The sequence below is a fragment of the Streptococcus phocae genome (assembly GCF_001302265.1).
Taxonomy (GTDB): Bacteria; Bacillota; Bacilli; order Lactobacillales; family Streptococcaceae; genus Streptococcus; species Streptococcus phocae.
Genome location: NZ_LHQM01000027.1, coordinates 1 through 16,235, shown reverse-complemented (window position 1 = coordinate 16,235; position 16,235 = coordinate 1). Strand labels below are relative to the sequence as shown.

Annotated in this window: 19 protein-coding genes and 1 tRNA gene; all 20 read right to left on the bottom strand. The window is 39.6% G+C overall.

The annotated features are described in order from the left end of the window. A partial coding sequence (locus AKK44_RS06220; protein WP_054278968.1) for a phage tail spike protein occupies positions 1 to 1,612 on the bottom strand: 1,612 nt, incomplete at its 3' end. Beyond that, positions 1,609 to 2,325 (bottom strand): distal tail protein Dit, encoded by a 717-nt coding sequence (locus tag AKK44_RS06215; RefSeq protein WP_054278967.1) that lies wholly within the window; start codon positions 2,323 to 2,325, stop codon positions 1,609 to 1,611. The genes AKK44_RS06220 and AKK44_RS06215, both read right to left, overlap by 4 nt. After that, complete coding sequence (locus AKK44_RS06210; protein ID WP_054278966.1) at positions 2,322 to 5,582, bottom strand: tape measure protein; 3,261 nt, start codon at positions 5,580 to 5,582, stop codon at positions 2,322 to 2,324. Before AKK44_RS06210 ends, AKK44_RS06215 begins: the two co-directional genes overlap by 4 nt. Next, positions 5,572 to 6,153, bottom strand: a complete 582-nt coding sequence (locus AKK44_RS06205) for a Gp15 family bacteriophage protein (protein WP_054278965.1) — start codon at positions 6,151 to 6,153, stop codon at positions 5,572 to 5,574. Before AKK44_RS06205 ends, AKK44_RS06210 begins: the two co-directional genes overlap by 11 nt. 3 nt (positions 6,154 to 6,156) lie before the next feature. Beyond that, the gene (locus AKK44_RS06200) at positions 6,157 to 6,591 is read right to left on the bottom strand and encodes a hypothetical protein (RefSeq protein WP_054278964.1); all 435 of its coding nucleotides are present in this window, start codon (positions 6,589 to 6,591) and stop codon (positions 6,157 to 6,159) included. A gap of 41 nt (positions 6,592 to 6,632) precedes the next feature. Continuing rightward, positions 6,633 to 7,094 (bottom strand): phage tail tube protein, encoded by a 462-nt coding sequence (locus AKK44_RS06195; protein WP_054278963.1) that lies wholly within the window; start codon positions 7,092 to 7,094, stop codon positions 6,633 to 6,635. After that, positions 7,094 to 7,492: a minor capsid protein gene (locus AKK44_RS06190; RefSeq protein ID WP_054278962.1), complete on the bottom strand. Its 399-nt coding sequence runs from the start codon at positions 7,490 to 7,492 to the stop codon at positions 7,094 to 7,096. Before AKK44_RS06190 ends, AKK44_RS06195 begins: the two co-directional genes overlap by 1 nt. Next, entirely contained in the window at positions 7,489 to 7,845 is a 357-nt protein-coding gene (locus AKK44_RS06185; protein ID WP_054278961.1) for a minor capsid protein, read from the bottom strand. Before AKK44_RS06185 ends, AKK44_RS06190 begins: the two co-directional genes overlap by 4 nt. Continuing rightward, positions 7,845 to 8,177, bottom strand: a complete 333-nt coding sequence (locus AKK44_RS06180; RefSeq protein ID WP_054278960.1) for a putative minor capsid protein — start codon at positions 8,175 to 8,177, stop codon at positions 7,845 to 7,847. Before AKK44_RS06180 ends, AKK44_RS06185 begins: the two co-directional genes overlap by 1 nt. Then, positions 8,167 to 8,583, bottom strand: a complete 417-nt coding sequence (locus AKK44_RS06175; protein ID WP_054278959.1) for a head-tail connector protein — start codon at positions 8,581 to 8,583, stop codon at positions 8,167 to 8,169. The genes AKK44_RS06180 and AKK44_RS06175 overlap by 11 nt, the downstream gene beginning before the upstream one ends. A gap of 53 nt (positions 8,584 to 8,636) precedes the next feature. Further along, positions 8,637 to 9,455, bottom strand: a complete 819-nt coding sequence (locus tag AKK44_RS06170; protein ID WP_054278958.1) for a N4-gp56 family major capsid protein — start codon at positions 9,453 to 9,455, stop codon at positions 8,637 to 8,639. A gap of 4 nt (positions 9,456 to 9,459) precedes the next feature. After that, positions 9,460 to 10,074: a hypothetical protein gene (locus tag AKK44_RS06165; protein ID WP_152911071.1), complete on the bottom strand. Its 615-nt coding sequence runs from the start codon at positions 10,072 to 10,074 to the stop codon at positions 9,460 to 9,462. A gap of 85 nt (positions 10,075 to 10,159) precedes the next feature. Continuing rightward, positions 10,160 to 10,396 (bottom strand): hypothetical protein, encoded by a 237-nt coding sequence (locus AKK44_RS06160; protein WP_054278956.1) that lies wholly within the window; start codon positions 10,394 to 10,396, stop codon positions 10,160 to 10,162. 1 nt (position 10,397) lies between these two features. Beyond that, the gene (locus tag AKK44_RS06155) at positions 10,398 to 10,643 is read right to left on the bottom strand and encodes a hypothetical protein (protein WP_054278955.1); all 246 of its coding nucleotides are present in this window, start codon (positions 10,641 to 10,643) and stop codon (positions 10,398 to 10,400) included. 60 nt (positions 10,644 to 10,703) lie between these two features. Further along, positions 10,704 to 10,943, bottom strand: coding sequence for a hypothetical protein (locus AKK44_RS06150; protein ID WP_054278954.1), 240 nt, complete (start codon positions 10,941 to 10,943; stop codon positions 10,704 to 10,706). Beyond that, a complete protein-coding gene (locus tag AKK44_RS06145) occupies positions 10,915 to 12,393 on the bottom strand; it encodes a phage minor capsid protein (protein ID WP_054278953.1) in 1,479 nt (492 codons plus the stop codon). Before AKK44_RS06145 ends, AKK44_RS06150 begins: the two co-directional genes overlap by 29 nt. Before the next feature lie 4 nt (positions 12,394 to 12,397). After that, the gene (locus AKK44_RS06140; RefSeq protein ID WP_082385592.1) at positions 12,398 to 13,900 is read right to left on the bottom strand and encodes a phage portal protein; all 1,503 of its coding nucleotides are present in this window, start codon (positions 13,898 to 13,900) and stop codon (positions 12,398 to 12,400) included. 13 nt (positions 13,901 to 13,913) lie between these two features. Then, a complete protein-coding gene (locus AKK44_RS06135) occupies positions 13,914 to 15,200 on the bottom strand; it encodes a PBSX family phage terminase large subunit (RefSeq protein ID WP_054278951.1) in 1,287 nt (428 codons plus the stop codon). A gap of 2 nt (positions 15,201 to 15,202) precedes the next feature. Continuing rightward, on the bottom strand, positions 15,203 to 15,682 hold the full coding sequence (locus tag AKK44_RS06130) for a terminase small subunit (protein WP_054278950.1): 480 nt from the start codon (positions 15,680 to 15,682) through the stop codon (positions 15,203 to 15,205). A gap of 398 nt (positions 15,683 to 16,080) precedes the next feature. Further along, positions 16,081 to 16,146 (bottom strand) — tRNA-OTHER (locus tag AKK44_RS08910). Positions 16,147 to 16,235: the final 89 nt, after the last annotated feature.

The following is a 16,235-nucleotide window of genomic DNA, read 5'->3' as shown; positions in this document are numbered from 1 at the left end:
CGCTAACGGTATCTTTAATCTCGTCAAAGGCTTGCTTGATATCAGGAATACTATCTATCTTGATAGCTTCTGTGATTTTTTTGATAGCACCTTCTGGAAGTGCAAGATTTTTGAGCGATTCTCTAAACTCGTCAAGCTCTTTTTGAGTACGTTCATCTATCTTTTGTTGCTCTTCTTTGATTTTTTCAATCTCTTTCAGAGCTTCATCAAAAGCCCTTTGACTAAAGTTTAGGTCTTCTGTGTCCAGAACTTTAACCCATTGATTTCCATCCCACACCCAAATCCGTTGATATTTACCGTTCTTCTCGAACCAAGTCTCACCAATTTTGTGTTCAATGTCGTCATCAGGTTTTTCAAACCAAACTTTATTCCCATCAATGTCGTTGAGGTATTTAGGAAGATTAAGTTCAAACTCTTTTTGATTATTCGCTATAATCTTTTGGCTATTTTCAAGCGCATTGATGCGCTCTGACATACCACCAGTCAAGCTCTTAGAAATCGACTGACCAACCGTACCTAATTTGATAGTGTGATTGCTATCTGTGTAGACGTCATAAACAATCTCAACGACTTTTTCGGTTTCAGTCGTGATTCCAAATTTCGGATAGTAAAGCGGTACAATGTCGCAAAGCTCTACTTCTTCCATGACCCTAAAATCTTGATAGTCAAGTGTTTGCGACAAGTCGATATAGTCAACCTCTATGCTGACTTTAGGAGCGCCGACATTGTTGTCTTTAACATACTTCTGAGCTAACTTGCGGATTTCTTCCGTCGTTGGCTCTTTTTTATTTTTATCGTCGGTAAAATGACTAGACAAATCAACGAGTTGTATTCTGCGTTGAGAATATAAATCAACATAAGCTCCATCGACGATAAATTCGGGCAGTGTCACCAGTTGTTCTTCCGGTTGTTCTTGACTGCCTAATGATTCATCTTGTGGTTTGGGCTGCGGTGTGTAGCGAACAAACGGATAGATAGAGGTGTAGTTGCCATCTAGCAGGCGTTCCTCCTCTACGCTTACGATATTACGGCCATACTCTAGCACAGTAGGTGCTTTGCGTCCCATTTGTTTGTGTAAGATGATCGTGCGATTGTCAAACTCGTACTCACCACCGTATACATCTAAAATCGAGCCAGAGACTCCGCCGAGAGCCCCTCGAGCGTTGCCTATTTTATCTATCTCCCATTCAAAGCTACCAAGCGTCAAAATGTCGCTCTTGATGTCGAATTTATCGTCACCAACAAGATTTTCTTGCCAAATTTCTAGAGCAGATTCGGCGTCTACGCTAGACCCGCTAACAAATGGTTTTAGAGCAATATCTTGCGTGCGCATTGAGATATGACGTGCAAAAATCTCGATGTGGTCTTTACTGTTTCGCAGTACTCGATTGATTTCAAATGTTTGCCATTTTGTTCTACGGCCTGCATCGGACTTAATCTTCATCTCCTCTTTGAACACCGATGCCAATGCTCCGTCAAGAGGATATTTGATATATAGCGAGTAATTGCCATTACGCTCACGACTGACTTTTACCTCATAAGCATCTCCAATCTCACCAAACCCAAAAGTCCTAAACTTGGTTTCTTTGGCTTCATACAAAACTGGTATCATACTTTAACCCCCCAATTCGGGATAGCGGTGATAGTGAAATTGCCAGTCCATGAGATGTTATTTTGACCAACATCGAAAAGAGGCATGCGGTGATGCTCTGTTCTGACAATATTATCCCAAGCTGATAAGACATCTTTGTAGACGAGATGTCTTTCCATATCTATGACGAGCTCCCCCTGCACATTTTCAAGACCTGTTTCGAAACCATTAATAGTTAAGACGCCGTTGCCGCTACCTTTAATTTTAATCAAAGGTTTAGCTTGAACGTTACCAGGATTTTGCAGTGTACCACCATTTACCAAAGATATCTCTTGCTTGCCCGTTTTTAAATATTTGATAGGGTGGATTAAAAAGTTAATTCTCAAACTTCCGAAGTTACGCAAAACCTCTTTAATGCTAAACGGGGTGATGTAGGTTGCTTTATAAACATAATCAGATTCCCAAGATAGTTCTAACTCTTTCCAACCTTTTACATTAAGCCAGTTGCTTATTTCTGACTCAACTTCTGTCAATCGCCTTTTGCTATATAACCTCAGGGGGTAAGAACGTTCAATGGCTTCTAGTCTTTGATTGTCTTTTAAAACAACACCGTCTCGTCCAGGGACTTTTATTTGATCCACGTCATGGAAAGTTGAGTCATGCTCAACATTATTAATAATTCTCAAATCAAAATCTGATGATTTCTTGCCGTCAAATTTGATAAAAGCTGTCATCGAACATCACCTAACCTTCCTCCTTGTTGTTGTATATACCAAGTAAACTCCCTGAACATTCGTTTGTACTTCTCTTGGCTATTCCCATCAGATTCGTTAACATTTACATTTAAAACGAAGTTGTTGTTGGAATTATTTGTTACTTGACTCATCACACTAGACGTTCCCCCGCTAAATCCTGAGGCAATCTCTGGCGTAGCATTAAGCGTCATTGATTCTTTCAATTTTTGCATAGATGAGTCAATGACTTTTCGATCTGCATCAATACCGACAGCGATACCTTGAGGGATAAATCGTCCAACTTCGTCTCTCATGACACGAGATGGAGAGTGAATATCAAGGGCGCTTTGAATAGTTGCGGTAATTCGTGCAGCAATATTTTGGGCTGCCGCTAACGCTGAGCCCGACCCTGCATAGATACCATTAGCTAAACCTTGCATAGCATTAACTCCGTGTGAATACATTGGGTTGCTCATTGTACTAAATGCATTGGTTATCTCGTTTGATTTGTTACGCATATCATTGACAATTTGTTGTCCTTTTTGTGACATTTGTCTAGCCATGTTATTCATTGATTGCATGACTTTTGATGTCCCTTTTGAAACACCATTGCTCAGACCATCTGTAATGTGACCGCCGTAATCTGTAAAAACTCGAGAAGGAGAATTGATTCCCAGTTCACTCTTAAACGAATTTTTAACCTCTTGCCCCATTTTAGTGCTTGCATCGCTGGCTTTTCCCGCACCTTGGCTAATCCCTTGAGATATACCGTTAGGGACTTCTTCACCTATTTGAGTAAAGTTGGCTGCTTGCATTTCTGCATGTAGTCCAGTAGAAATGCCAGTAACCATGCCTTTGACTTTTCCTGGCATTTCCACACCTGCTGAATCCAAAACATTACCCATTGCATTTTTGGCAGTTTCAGTGGCTGCTCTAAATTTTTCTTGCAAGGGTGCTAGCTCTGCATCTGTTGCATCCACAAAAACTTGGGTTTGCGCCGCACCTTCAGGACCCATCCGCCTTAGTTGCTCAATAATACCCTGATCAACACCACGCTCCGCTAATATTTTTAAGTTGTTAGCCCACTGCTCTGTAGCTAATCTATTTTGTTCAAGGTTGGCGGCCATTTGCTCGACTGACAGGGCAGTCTTTTGCTCGATAGCATCAAAAATAGATGTCGTTGTCTCTAAAAGCTCAGAGTACTTAGTGCGCATATTATCTATGGCAGTTCGTTGAGCTTCTGACATATTTTCGTAGGCCAAAACCTGTCTTGCTGTTCCTGCTTCTTCAGCGGCTGCCATTGCATCAGCGGCTGCTTGTTGTGTTTCTGCAGTTTTAGTGTATTCACTTTGCAGCTGAGATTGCATATTTTTAAGTTTAGACTCTTCTTCAGTAAGCTCTGCAATCTTTTCTCTTCTGACAGAATCAGAAACATTGGCTTCTTCATTCCATTTTTTTCGCAACTCTGCATTTTCGGCAAGTTTTTTGCTAACTTCAGAACGTTTTTGTTCAATATTCAAAAGATTCTGTTGTGCTGTTTGCCAGGTGCTCTCTGCTTCCATTGCACTAATACGAGACTTAATTTGATCTGCGTTATGAGAAAGGGAATTAGAGTTTTTATCGTATGCGAGATTCAGTCCATCAACAGAACTATTAAGCTCATCAATCTTATTCTTCAGATTTCGTTTTTCGCCTGCGGTCTTGTTTTCCTTCGCTGCTAATTTAACAATTTCATCGGCTAATTTTTGATGTGCTACGGTGCTTTCTTTGACAGATTCTAGACCCTTCTTACGTTCTTGAACGCCTTCCCTGACAGAATCTTTTAGTTGTTTGTTGCTCTCAACTAATCCTTCTTGCTCTTTTTTAAGCTTTTTAGTCTCATCGGACTCTTTAGTTAACCATGACCACAAACTTACACCGACAGCAACTAAAGCACCAATTGCACCGACTACCCAACCAACTGGTCCTGTTAGAGCTACAAGAGCGGCTTTCAAAGCAGTTACCGCTGCCGTACTTGCTATTGTTGCAGCCGTGGACAAACTAATAGCACCCGTCATAACACCATAAATCACTGTACTTGCTTTTAATACACCTAACTGAGATAGTCTTGCAACCATATCAGCTTTTGTCATCGTTGTACTTACAGCTTGTACTGCAGCTAAACTCCTAATAGTTGTAGCCCCAATACTCATTGATGCAGATGCCATAATCCAAGCTCTATTTAGCGCTTTGATCATTGTAATTGTCTCATTAACTGCCCTCATAGCAGCTAGTCCAGACGCTACGCCAATCAAAGCAGGTGTTAGAGTTCTAACAACTGATATTCCTGCTCCTATAACACTAAACAATAACTTAAATAGCGGTGTACTTGCTTTAATACTTGTATTAATTGCACTAAAAGAAGCATTAATAACGACTTTCAAGCTATCAAAATGCTCAGCTATGCTCTTACCTGTTGCGGCCTTAGATAAATCATCTAAAGCCTTAATGCTGTTAGCGACACCTTTAGCAATTGCGTTTTTAATATTGTTAAAAGAGGTTTCAATTCCCTTGCTGTTTTCTTTTGCTAGCTCCGCAAATCCGCCTATGCCATCGTTAAGCTCAATCAGCTTATTAGCGAATTGATCAAATGTTATTTGACCATTTTTTAACGCTTCATAAAAGTCCCGTTGAGCAGATGCTCCAGCAAATCCAAATGCTTCCGCAGTCTGTTGTAAAGCGTAAGGCATTGTCTCTTGCAAAGTTTTCCAAGACTGCATATCAACTTTGCCAGCTGATAACATTTGAGCATACTGTTCTAGTCCTCTACTTGCAGCTTCAGATGATGCACCGGAAGCTAAGAAAGCATTGTTCAAAGCTAGTGTTAGATTGGTTGATTTATTAATGTCCTTTGTGATAGAGGTCAAACGTTGAGCCGTGCCGACAACCTCATCAAGAGTTGTTGGCAAGCCATCGATTCCATTAGCTAACTTATCTGTCGATCTAGCTACATCTTCAGCGCTGTGCCCCATCGCTTTCATAACTCTGGGGTATTTTTCCAGGGTGTCGAAGCGAGTAATAGCCTTGCCAAGAGATTGGGTAACTAAATCAACTGCCGCTGATGCTAATTTAAATACCCCTGCCCCTACTGCGAATTTTTTAAGAGAGGAGCTACCCTTGTCGCCATGTTTAGCGACTTTGTCTAATTCGCTATTGAGTACTTTTACTTGTTTACCGTCAACGTCGACAAGTATCGTTACCTTACCATCAGCCGCCATCATCTTCCTCCTCTCCATCAACTAAACTGTATTTAGCTTTCAACTTACGCATGTTATCTCTGTATTCTTTATCCCCTTTACCATCATCCTTCCATTGTCGTATAGCTATAATACGTTGCATGATAGTGTTATCCGGCAGAGCATTTAAAAGTGCCTTAAATTCAATCCAAGACAACTTATTTTGCTCTGTAAAAAGGTTAATCTGATATGCTTGTCTAAAACTTGCGTAGATAAATTCAGCATCTAAATCAAAATCAATGATTTTTTTATTGCTTTCTTCTGTTTTAGCAATAGGCATTGGATTTCCTTTAATATCAAGTTGAGGATTTTCAACTTTTGGCTCGTCAATAAAATTAGTTTTGATATAAATCCAAAGATCTACAGCATATGTAAAAGGCAGGTCTGTCCTGTCTAATAAAATATCAAGACATAGCAAGCATTTCTCCGTTTCGTTTAAAAAGTCATCATTGATTACTTCGAAGACATCTAAAACTCTGTTAAAAGACAAATTAATAAGATAGGTTTCACCTCTAAACTCAAACGAATCTACTAATGGATCGTTTAGTTTCATAGACTATCCTTTCTTATACTTTTTCGCTTTCTGCTTAACGATTTCTTCTCGCTCAATAGCTAATTCTTTTAGCTTGGACTCGATTTCTCTGCAAACAGTTTCTAGAGTGTTCTCGAGAGCTTCTTTGTCGGTATACTTAGCGTAGAGTTGTGCAAATGTACCTTCTCCGAATAGCAAGTCATAATTAATCTCTAGGTATTTAGCCTCTAAATCCAAAGCACTTTGAGCAACTTCTTTGGTGACCCCTTTATCTCCAATTTCTTTGTCTAAGTTAGCTTCAATAATCTGCTTTTCATATTCATTGAGACGGCGACTTACTTCGGCCTCAATATCAAAAAACTCAATCAATCGTTCTTGGCTTGTATCAAACCAAAGTTCTACCTGACCGATTTTTACTGGGAAACCTGTGCGCTTTAAGTCAATTACAATTTCAGTCATAATTCCTCCTTAAAAATAAAAGGTTGAGCAAACTGCTCAACCTAAGATAATTCACTTGGGACACTTTCTTTAGGTAATGAATTGTAAGTAATCTTGCAACCGAAAGCTTCAAAATCAGCAGCTGCACCTGACCCAGCGATAATTTCAGAAGCAGTTGCTAGACCAATCCATTGTTTTTGATTATCAGATGCAACAACCTTATGCCAGACTTTTCGGTCATCTCCTGTTTTATATTTCATATCAGCGATGTGTTTTTGAGCTTTATCTTCTGGATCGTATGTCCCTTCAAATGTGTAAGCTCCTTTCACTCCTACAACAGTTGTTTCTTCTGTACCGTCGCCGTCGTAATACGCCTCATCTTCCGTTTTTTCGTCGGTATCATCTGAAATATCTTTAATCCATTTTGCGATTTCCATCCACTCAGAGCCCCCAGCTTCTGGTTCTACACCTCCGTTATAAGGTGCAATAAAGTGCCCACGCAGGGCGTTTTTTTGTCTTGCCATTAATTTTCTCCTTCTATTTCTAGGTGTGCTGTAATATCCAACACATAAATATAAAACCCTTGATCGCTTAAGTCGTTTAAAAACGGTTTTTCAACATCAAGGCTGGTAAACGTATATGAGTCATTAAGACTTGGTAATTTCAAATCAAAATGGGATAGCGCGCTATTAATTGTCCACATTGCATTGTTTGCAAGTGCTTGGTCTTTTGTTTTAATAGCAATTTCGAACGGCAGGCTTATTTCACGAGTGCCATCCATATACTCTTCAATGACCTTACCACCAGGCATCGGGTAGATGGCCAAGTCTTCAACTCTCGTTAAGTAATCTAATCTAGGTTTTATGCCCAAATCTAACCCTGCGATGAATTGCCTTAAAACAATGGCGAAATCATTTGTCATTTAAATCCCATTCCTCTCAATAAAGATTGTTCCCAAGTTTTTACAATTGTAGCATTAGCCAAAGCACGCTTATCCCATCTTTTTCCTGTCCCTGGCGTTGTATACTTTTTAAACTTAAACGAAGTATGTTTATTATATGCACCGCCATAAAATTGAGCCCTTGCATGCGGTCCACTCCACGTTACACCTGCGCTGTTAGCTCTTGAGCTCCCTCTCAAAGCTCCCTCTCTGTAAGGGACGAAGGAGTTCATCGACATCATCACTTGATTGTTCATGATAAGCTTCCCTTTAGCTAAAGCGTGCGGAGATACTTTACGCTTAATACCTCCCAACTCTACTACTATCTTAGCCATTAGATAACCTCTACTTCGTAGCAAAAAACTTTTCTCTTGTGAGGATAATAGATTGGTATGACTTTGCTAACTATGTATTCCGTACCATCATCAACTACAATGGCATCTTTCCAAGTTGCGTCTGCTGTAACCTTACAGTATTTAGGATAAATAAAAATAACAGATGGCTTAGCCTCCTGTCTTGCATTGTTCTTGCCTATATTGACAAAATTACGATCAAACCTCACTGGAGAAAGCACAAAGGGCTCATCATAGATAAACCCTCCGTAATCCCCTGCTCCTTTTACAAGTTTTATTTGTAATTTATCAATCAACATTCTTTTATCTATCATAGCTAATACCTACATATCCTAGACCAACAGCCAATAATTCATTTTCCGCATCTAGACAGAGATTAAATCTATCTGCTAATGTTTTTTGTTGGCTGCCTTGCCCATGTCCAACAGTATAGCTGATACTCGTACGTCCGAGCGACACGCCTGCAAATGATTGTTTGTCATCTGCAGTCATAACGCCCGAGCTATCTAAGTAAGCGACTTGATAAGCAACTGCCCTTTTAACAGCTTTTTGAATCAGAGTTATTTCTTTTTCAAACTCTCTGTAATCATAGCGATTACGACAATAAAGGTTGATAGCGTGACCAGCACGTTTTTCCAATTTTATAAAATCTTCTACCTCATCAAAACCTAGTTCTTCAAATTCTTTTTGTGTCAAAAAAGCGATAGTAATCACCTCCATCGGCTAAGGTTCAAGAGCATCTTCTTCCTCTTTCTTAGCAACCTTAGCCTTAGCTACTTTTTTGAAGATTCTTCAACAGTAATTTTAACGGCTTTTTCAGCTTTATAAAGGTAAACACCGTAATGTTTGTTGGCCACAATTTGATTAATCGCTTTTGTAATATCACGGTCTGTCTCAACCATTGTGTTTCGTTTAAGCATAATACGTAGTGCGCCTTTGCGAACCATATAAGCAGTCCCTTTTGGACATTTGCGAGAACGCACAATTTGTACCCCTAAAACTTCTCCATAAACTCCAGATACAACACGACTAGCTCCGACTTCAGTAGCTCCTAACCACTCCTTAGCAGCATCTAGACGTAATGTAGATGCGTCAGCAGGGTTCATAACGATGACAGTTTCTGCATCATCTTCGTCATTAAAAATATCAAGTGCTTTAGAGACTCCGTCTACAGTAGCGGTAGCTTTTACTGTTTGTGTTGCACCGCTAAGAGCAGTCAATACATCTGCATCAACTTTGTGGTCAATAGCCTCAACGATTTGTTTAGCTGCCTGACCTACTGGATCTCCATATCCTGATAAGATAGCTTCATCAGTGATCTCAACACCTTTACCAGCTTTTTTTATGGTCATTGTGGTCTTTTTGAAACCAAGTTGAGTCATTGGAATTGGTTCACCTTCCGCAACTTCTTCTGCATCTCCAATGTAGTCCCATTTTGGTACTGTTAGGGTCGTCCCTGGTTGCCCTTCCAATGTTGTGTCTACTTCTGCTAGAGGAGCAAAGCGGATCGCTTTTCCTACCTCTGCATCGATCATATCTGCTAGCACTTCAGGGTCTAGCATTTGTGCCATTTTAGTTGTTCCTACTGCCATTTTTTTAATTTCCTTTCAGTTGGTCATAAAGATTCTTGTTTTTTAGTTTTAGGTCCAGTTTCTCTTGATAGGACATTTTTGAAAATTCCTCTTTAGTTACTGTACCTTCTCCATTGTCTGCAGACGGATTGCCTGCGAATGTAATTTTTGGTACTCTATCCTTTACTTGGCCAAAGTGAGGATACTTATCCAAAACCTTTTTGATTGCATTTTCTATACTTGTATCATCATCAACAAGACGTTCAGATAATGCAATCACATCATCAATAGAGTCTGCATTAACACCTAAAGAAACAGCTGCTAATTTTGCATTTAGAGCCTTATTGCTAGCTAAGACCTCTTCCAGCTCTTTATCTTTAGCAGCGAGTACCTCTAATTGCTTTTCTGCTTCGCTCTTTTGTGACTCTTGCCAATTGCGATAAGCCTTCAATGCTTCTTGAGCAGAATTAGCATCATCAAAGCCTAGTTCTTTTATAGCTTTGTTGTAGCCTTTTGAGTGCTCTTTGGTACCTACTCGAGTTAAATCATCTTGAGTAAAAGTTTTATCTTCTGATTGGCTATTTTCCAAGTTAGTGGTCTCTTGGTCGACGTTTTCATTTGTCACATTTTCCATGTGCATTCCCTCCTATAAAGCGATAGGTCGCTGATTTCCGTTCTTTAACGCCTGCGGATAAAGGCATAATAAAAAGCCGTATCGCTACGACTTAGTTTGATTCATAAGTTTGCTCAAAAATATCAGGTTTACATGGATAAAATTCACCATTGACCCCTTTGATAATGTAATCGCCTTTTTGAGCGACCATGTCGCCTTCAAGAGTGGGGATTACAATACTCAAAGTCGAACATAAGGTGTTGTGACCAATAAACTCTTTGATTTTTTCATAGTTTGTACCCGTAAATTGAATTGCTTCAACTTCGACCGGTTTCTTACGATATTTCATATCACTTCCCCCATCTCTTTTTGTAGTTTTTCTTAATATAATCAACATCATCACCGATAGACTTGATAGCTACTTGATTGTCTAGAGTAATAGCTAACAATCTTGCACTTAAATTTGTAACTGTTGACTCTAAATGTGAGATTCTATCGTTCTGATTCTTAATCGCTTCTGCTTGCATGGCATTTTCTGCGTTCAGCATCACAATTGCTGTTTCTAGTTTACGTTTTTTCTTAATGCGTTTATTCATGTTTTTCCTCCTTTTTTGGATACAAAAAAGCACTTAGCCTATTGCCAAATGCTAACAAAATTAAATTGCGGATATCTTATCAACTAACGAATCAAATCGTTTAGCTTTATCTGAGACACTCTCGCCATCATCAATTAAATCAATGGATATTTGTTGTAACTTATCTACTAAGTTATCCCAATTATCATCATTATCTTTCATGTCTAGCAAAGAAGATGCAGACGGTGCTACGGACAATATAAAATCAAGTTCATCATAACTCAATAATTGATTATTCATCAACATTTTTTTGATTTTCATACTTCCTCCTTGTCCTTTCACCAGTCTTCCAAGTAGTTATAATCTTACCTGTATGTGGGTTAATATTTACGGTAACATGGGTGCCTACATAGCGCCTTGAAACTTTTCCACCGCCGTCTACTGCATCAGGTCTAATGTAAATAGGGTTAGCTAATGCAGTAGCGATGTGACTCTCGGCGACGCCCCTATCATAGATTCTTTCTAGGAGGTGTCCGCTAACTTCCTTAATGGTAATTCCATCACTCGTCTGTAAGCCTATTATATCATTGATTAGACCTTTTTTCATCACAATTTCACGCTTCATCAGGTCTGTAACAAACATTTTAGACCTAGACTTACTTTCTGTCAAAAAGTCATTACTATTGACAAAGTGATTAAGTGCACTTTGTTTATTTCTGACATCTGATTGATATTGACTAATCAACTCTTTATCACCCAACTGCTTTGCAACATGTAGCAGCTCTTTGCTTTTACGAATTGACCTCTCAATCGCCCTCTGCTTAGCTTGCGCATTCGCATTAGCTTTAGCTTGTGCAGGAGTGATATTTTTTAGGTGTTCTGGCAATTCTGGCTTACCATTCACACCGACGACAAACGGCGTTTTGGTGTGCTTGCAGTTAATACCTAAACACCCCCCTGGCTCGCCATATCCATAATCTGACAAAGCTAGTATTTTAACTCCATCTTCTTCTCTTGCCTCGCCAGTAGTGACTATTTGGTGTTGCAATGGCGCACACATCTCTCTTGCTGTTGCCTTTTTGGAGTAGTAAAAGGTATCAATGCCAAACTCCCTTGCAGGCGCTTCTTTAGCTTCGTTAAAAACTCGCCACGTAGTTGTGTTGATAACAGTCCTGGCGTAAGAATCAGCTCGCCATTTGCGCCCTGCTTTATCTGTAAAGCCATAAAAACCATTTTTAAACCATTTTATTATAGTTTGATTGATAGCTTGCTCGGGAGTTTTTAAGCCTGTTATAACACCAGCTACAGATTCTTGGATTATCCCTTGATAAGCTCCTATGACACTAATTGGTAGAGTGGTGTTAATCAAATTATGTACATCGTCAATAGCTTGTCTGGCATAGTTAGATAAGTCATCTTGGATATTACTGTTCACTCCTGATTCTCTACCCAAAGCCTCTTCTAACTGCTCATACGTATTTTTATAAATTTTGAACCCTTCATTTTCGATGATGTAACGAAGTTGAGCTTCAGCAACTCCCGAATATTCTGCAATGAGCTTGATATTATCGGCATTTAACAGCCCCATCTCGTGCAACTTATTAGCTTGCCAAAGATAAGGGTTATCAGCTAAACTCGCCGAGCCTCTGGCTTTTATCCTCTCAATCACTTGATCAAATAAATCTAGAGTCAACTGATGATAGGTATCAGATAACTGACTAGCTTCCAAAAGAAGCTGTTCGTCGTTTAACTTAATAGGCTTCTTTTTCATCTAATCACTCTCCGTATAAATGTGTGTCAGTTCGCTGTTTGTTGATTTCGCCAATGATTCCAGTATTAATTTCTGCAGCTATTTCTTGAGCCTTTTCCTCTGTCACGTTTAGTACTTTTTGGATAGCCATCTCGCGAGTACCAAATCCAGCATTAACAACTTTTATCCAGTAATCCAACTCAGCATCTCGATCTGTAAAAATACCATCATCAAGACTTATGCTGATGTCATCCATTTTTGGTATGTCACCTTGATAAAGCTCGTAAGCTCTTGCTAGCTCTAACACAGAGACAATTAGTTCTTTAAGCGACTGCTCAACAAGTGCAACGATGCTATTTCTCATTTGATAAGTATCACTGTTTTCACTAACAATCTCTGTCGCTGTCTTCATGCTCTTCCCATCAAAACTGAACAGACCTTGAGAAACACCTATTTGCATCTCAAATAATGATAAGCCCTCGTTGATAGCCTTGATATAATCATCGGCTCTAATAGGTGTTGTTAGGTCTTGTATTGCAGTTGAATCTAAATCTCTGCCACCCATACGGATATAAACGTTTTGTTCAGACTCAAAGCGAGGTCTTGGAATGACATCCCCATCAACAGTATGTATATTTAGAGCAGTCATACTCTCTGGTACAGCAACTCGACGTTGACCCATCTTAACTTCCCACATAAATTCGTCATAGGTCGTATTGATAAAGTCAATCGTTGTCTTAGCGTTATCAAAGATTGATAATCCCAAAGGGCTATTAATATCCTTGTTATTCATTCCAGGGGTCTTAAGATAAGTAAAGATAGGCCTAGTCACATCTCTAACTTTCGCCTTGTCTTTTAAGTCCTCGTATACCTCAGATAATGGTACTCTGCTACCTACCTTAGTTTTAGCATCTGAGCGGTATAGCTCATTTGAGATAACATAATCATCAGAGCTGTGCCACTCATGGAACTCTATTAAGGTATAGTAGACCTCTTTGCCGTTGATTGTCTTAACGGACTTAATGACAATGGCAGCACTTGAAACATCTTGCGTGTTACTCTGCAGGGGCAAAAAAACAGGCGCTTGAACAAATGCCACTCTGACTCTATCGCCATCAACATAGGGTCTCATAGCTAACCCCCCTAAAGCTAAACAGCTTTCGAGATAACGTTCGAAGTTTTTGTTGAAACGGTCATTTTTCAGTGTTTCCTCAATAAAAGCGTTGGCTTGCTCATCATCTACTGCTATCTCTGCTTGCTCGTTAAAAACAAGACTAGCAATCTTTTTAGCAGCTGTCCGCGCAATTGGTAGATGGTTAAGCTCTCTCTTTTTGGTCTCACCATCCGTATTTAAGTATAGGACACTATCCCAATCACTCTTATAGTATTTTAGATTGGTTGTTATACGTTCATACTCTAACTGACTGATAGCTATTTTAGGATGATCAGTTATATTTGTAAGACTCTGCGTTGTCATCACGTATTTGCTCCTTGTGAAAATATTTTTTATTTTTTGGATTACTCCCATTTAAGCAACTCCTCTAGTTATAATAGCGATGGACAAACACATTGACACTGTATCTAAATTCGTCCATAGCGTGATTGTCTTTATCGATAGGTTTTCCGTTATCATCTCGACTATATAATCCTATTTCTTTCAGAAAGTGGTAATGGTCATACTCTTCATCGCTATGATTAACGAGATAAAAAGCGCCATCTGAGATTATATTTTGGCCACGCTCAATACCGACCTCAATACCTTTGGCTTTGCTAGATACATCTTTAGAGTTGTTTGGTGCTCCGATGGTGTATATCCCCAGCTTGTGCAACTCCTCTCTTAAAGATTTACAAGCAGGGTCTACAAATACCTCTGTATAGCGCATCTGATACTTTTTAACACACCAATCTATAAAAACTTTAAGTTCCAAGGCATACGTTGACATGGCTTTTACTTGACCAGTATCCGCTCCACTGTGATAGTAGTGAGCCACTCGATTAAGTCTGAAGCTTATCTTACCGTTATTTCTAACTCTCGTTATAATATTGCAAGACATAGATGTAGCATCTGATTGTCCACCATCTGCACAGAAATACATTTCTACTGGTTCGCCCATCAAAGCATCTAAAACATTCTTATCAAGGTCAAAAAGGCCATAAATAACCCCTTGGGGCATAACGCGCTGTCCGAGTACATCCCGCTTGTACAGATACGGATTTTTTTTAAGACTACTAATAATGTTTTGTTTACGTTCTTCAGTTAGTATGGGATTATCATCCATGGTCCAGTGTGTCCATCTGGTATTTTGGACGTCAAAGACATCTTTTATTACAGGATGTTGTGGTGCAGGCGGGTTAAGGTCTGCTAGATGATAACGCAACTTAGCTGCCCATGTGCGCCTAAAACACTCCTGAATAAAATCCATATGCAGTAGATTAATCTCGCAAAACACTACAGAGCCTAAAGACATACCTGTAATAGCACCAACGCTATTAACTTTGCCACCACCTTTGTAATAGACACGTTTGTTCCCTTTGGGAGTCATAATCAATAGATGGTCGCCTCGCTCATCGTGTTTAATTTCGCAATTGCCATCAAAAATGTGCATCAGACCTGTACCGTCGCCGTCAATAAATAGCCGATAAGCTTGTTCTTGGTTGTAAGCTGTCACAAGGTGATTTTCGTCGTCAGACTCAATAAGATACCTTGCATATCTGAAATGTCCAGCCGTGGTCTTTCCGCTACGAGGTGTCCCCTCGTTGACTTCTAATTCGTAGTTAAAAGGACGTCTAATGATGTCTTTTTGTTTAGTTGAAAAGATAATATCCATTGTCAATCCTCGCTCTCCACAGCTCCAAGAAGAGCCTCCATGAGGCTTGTATCAGGCTTAGCACCTTTTTCAGCGTCAAGCTTAATTTGTAACAGCTCGATTTCTTTAGCAAGTTTCTTGTCTTCGAGTTCAAGCTCTTTAAATGCTATGTTGTTCATCCCCTCAAGAGCAGACAAAAAAGCGTTAGAGTTTGCTTGTCTTACGCCTTCGTTTTCAATGTCTTGTCTTGCTTTGTTTTTCAGCCATTCGTACTCGTTAAATGCTTGTTCTCTGGACCACAGAGACATGTTAGAGAACTGTTTGAGCAACTTACGATACCTTACCGTAACCTTACCGTTTTTTAAGAGCTCGCTTGCTCTAGAATCAACCGTTTCATCACTCATTTTTTCGGCTTTATATGCTTTTCTATATGCTTGTCTTTGAGACAGTCCAGTGATAATACCTTGGACAAACATTTCTTGTTTCGGGGTCAATTTATCCACTCACTGAACCACCTCCTTCTTTCCTCCATAATAAAAAGCCACCACTAAGTGATGACTCGTATAGGAACAGTCGGAATCGAACCGACACTATCTCGTCGGGTGTGCTTACCCGTAAGCGCGTAACAACAAGTTGCGCATCAGATATTACATCACTGATTTATGTTCCTACTTTTCAGAAGAGCTAAGACCTCTCACAAAATGCTCTTCTACAGACCTTGCACGAATCGAACGTGCATAAGTGCCAGCTAGCATCACTAGGTCCACTAACCACAAGCAAGGTTGCGACCCTTGTTTTACTTGCAATTAATAATAAAAAGCCTCATATCAGAACGTATCTGCCTTTTAAGGGATGAGGGGATTGTCTTTTCCAACTGTTTCCAATTCGGAAATAGTTAGCATTGAGACGGCAGGATTCGAACCTGCGATGTTACTTACGTAACCTTTACCAGCTCATGCACATCTCAACCCACCTCTGGTCCGTCCAGTCAGTGGATAAATAACAAGTTCGATTATAGTTAAAGTTGGCGTCTAATGAAATAGACTAATGGTAGAA

Excerpts from the sequence above, each read along its gene's own strand:
- AKK44_RS06165 (WP_152911071.1), bottom strand. The coding sequence starts at position 10,074 with ATGCACATGGAAAATGTGACAAATGAAAACGTCGACCAAGAGACCACT.
- AKK44_RS06160 (WP_054278956.1), bottom strand. The coding sequence starts at position 10,396 with ATGAAATATCGTAAGAAACCGGTCGAAGTTGAAGCAATTCAATTTACG.
- AKK44_RS06180 (WP_054278960.1), bottom strand. The coding sequence starts at position 8,177 with ATGATAGATAAAAGAATGTTGATTGATAAATTACAAATAAAACTTGTA.
- AKK44_RS06170 (WP_054278958.1), bottom strand. The coding sequence starts at position 9,455 with ATGGCAGTAGGAACAACTAAAATGGCACAAATGCTAGACCCTGAAGTG.
- AKK44_RS06145 (WP_054278953.1), bottom strand. The coding sequence starts at position 12,393 with ATGAAAAAGAAGCCTATTAAGTTAAACGACGAACAGCTTCTTTTGGAA.
- AKK44_RS06135 (WP_054278951.1), bottom strand. The coding sequence starts at position 15,200 with ATGGATATTATCTTTTCAACTAAACAAAAAGACATCATTAGACGTCCT.
- AKK44_RS06175 (WP_054278959.1), bottom strand. The coding sequence starts at position 8,583 with ATGGAGGTGATTACTATCGCTTTTTTGACACAAAAAGAATTTGAAGAA.
- AKK44_RS06140 (WP_082385592.1), bottom strand. The coding sequence starts at position 13,900 with ATGGGAGTAATCCAAAAAATAAAAAATATTTTCACAAGGAGCAAATAC.
- AKK44_RS06155 (WP_054278955.1), bottom strand. The coding sequence starts at position 10,643 with ATGAATAAACGCATTAAGAAAAAACGTAAACTAGAAACAGCAATTGTG.
- AKK44_RS06205 (WP_054278965.1), bottom strand. The coding sequence starts at position 6,153 with ATGAAACTAAACGATCCATTAGTAGATTCGTTTGAGTTTAGAGGTGAA.
- AKK44_RS06150 (WP_054278954.1), bottom strand. The coding sequence starts at position 10,943 with ATGAAAATCAAAAAAATGTTGATGAATAATCAATTATTGAGTTATGAT.
- AKK44_RS06200 (WP_054278964.1), bottom strand. The coding sequence starts at position 6,591 with ATGACTGAAATTGTAATTGACTTAAAGCGCACAGGTTTCCCAGTAAAA.
- AKK44_RS06195 (WP_054278963.1), bottom strand. The coding sequence starts at position 7,094 with ATGGCAAGACAAAAAAACGCCCTGCGTGGGCACTTTATTGCACCTTAT.
- AKK44_RS06185 (WP_054278961.1), bottom strand. The coding sequence starts at position 7,845 with ATGGCTAAGATAGTAGTAGAGTTGGGAGGTATTAAGCGTAAAGTATCT.
- AKK44_RS06215 (WP_054278967.1), bottom strand. The coding sequence starts at position 2,325 with ATGACAGCTTTTATCAAATTTGACGGCAAGAAATCATCAGATTTTGAT.
- AKK44_RS06190 (WP_054278962.1), bottom strand. The coding sequence starts at position 7,492 with ATGACAAATGATTTCGCCATTGTTTTAAGGCAATTCATCGCAGGGTTA.
- AKK44_RS06210 (WP_054278966.1), bottom strand. The coding sequence starts at position 5,582 with ATGGCGGCTGATGGTAAGGTAACGATACTTGTCGACGTTGACGGTAAA.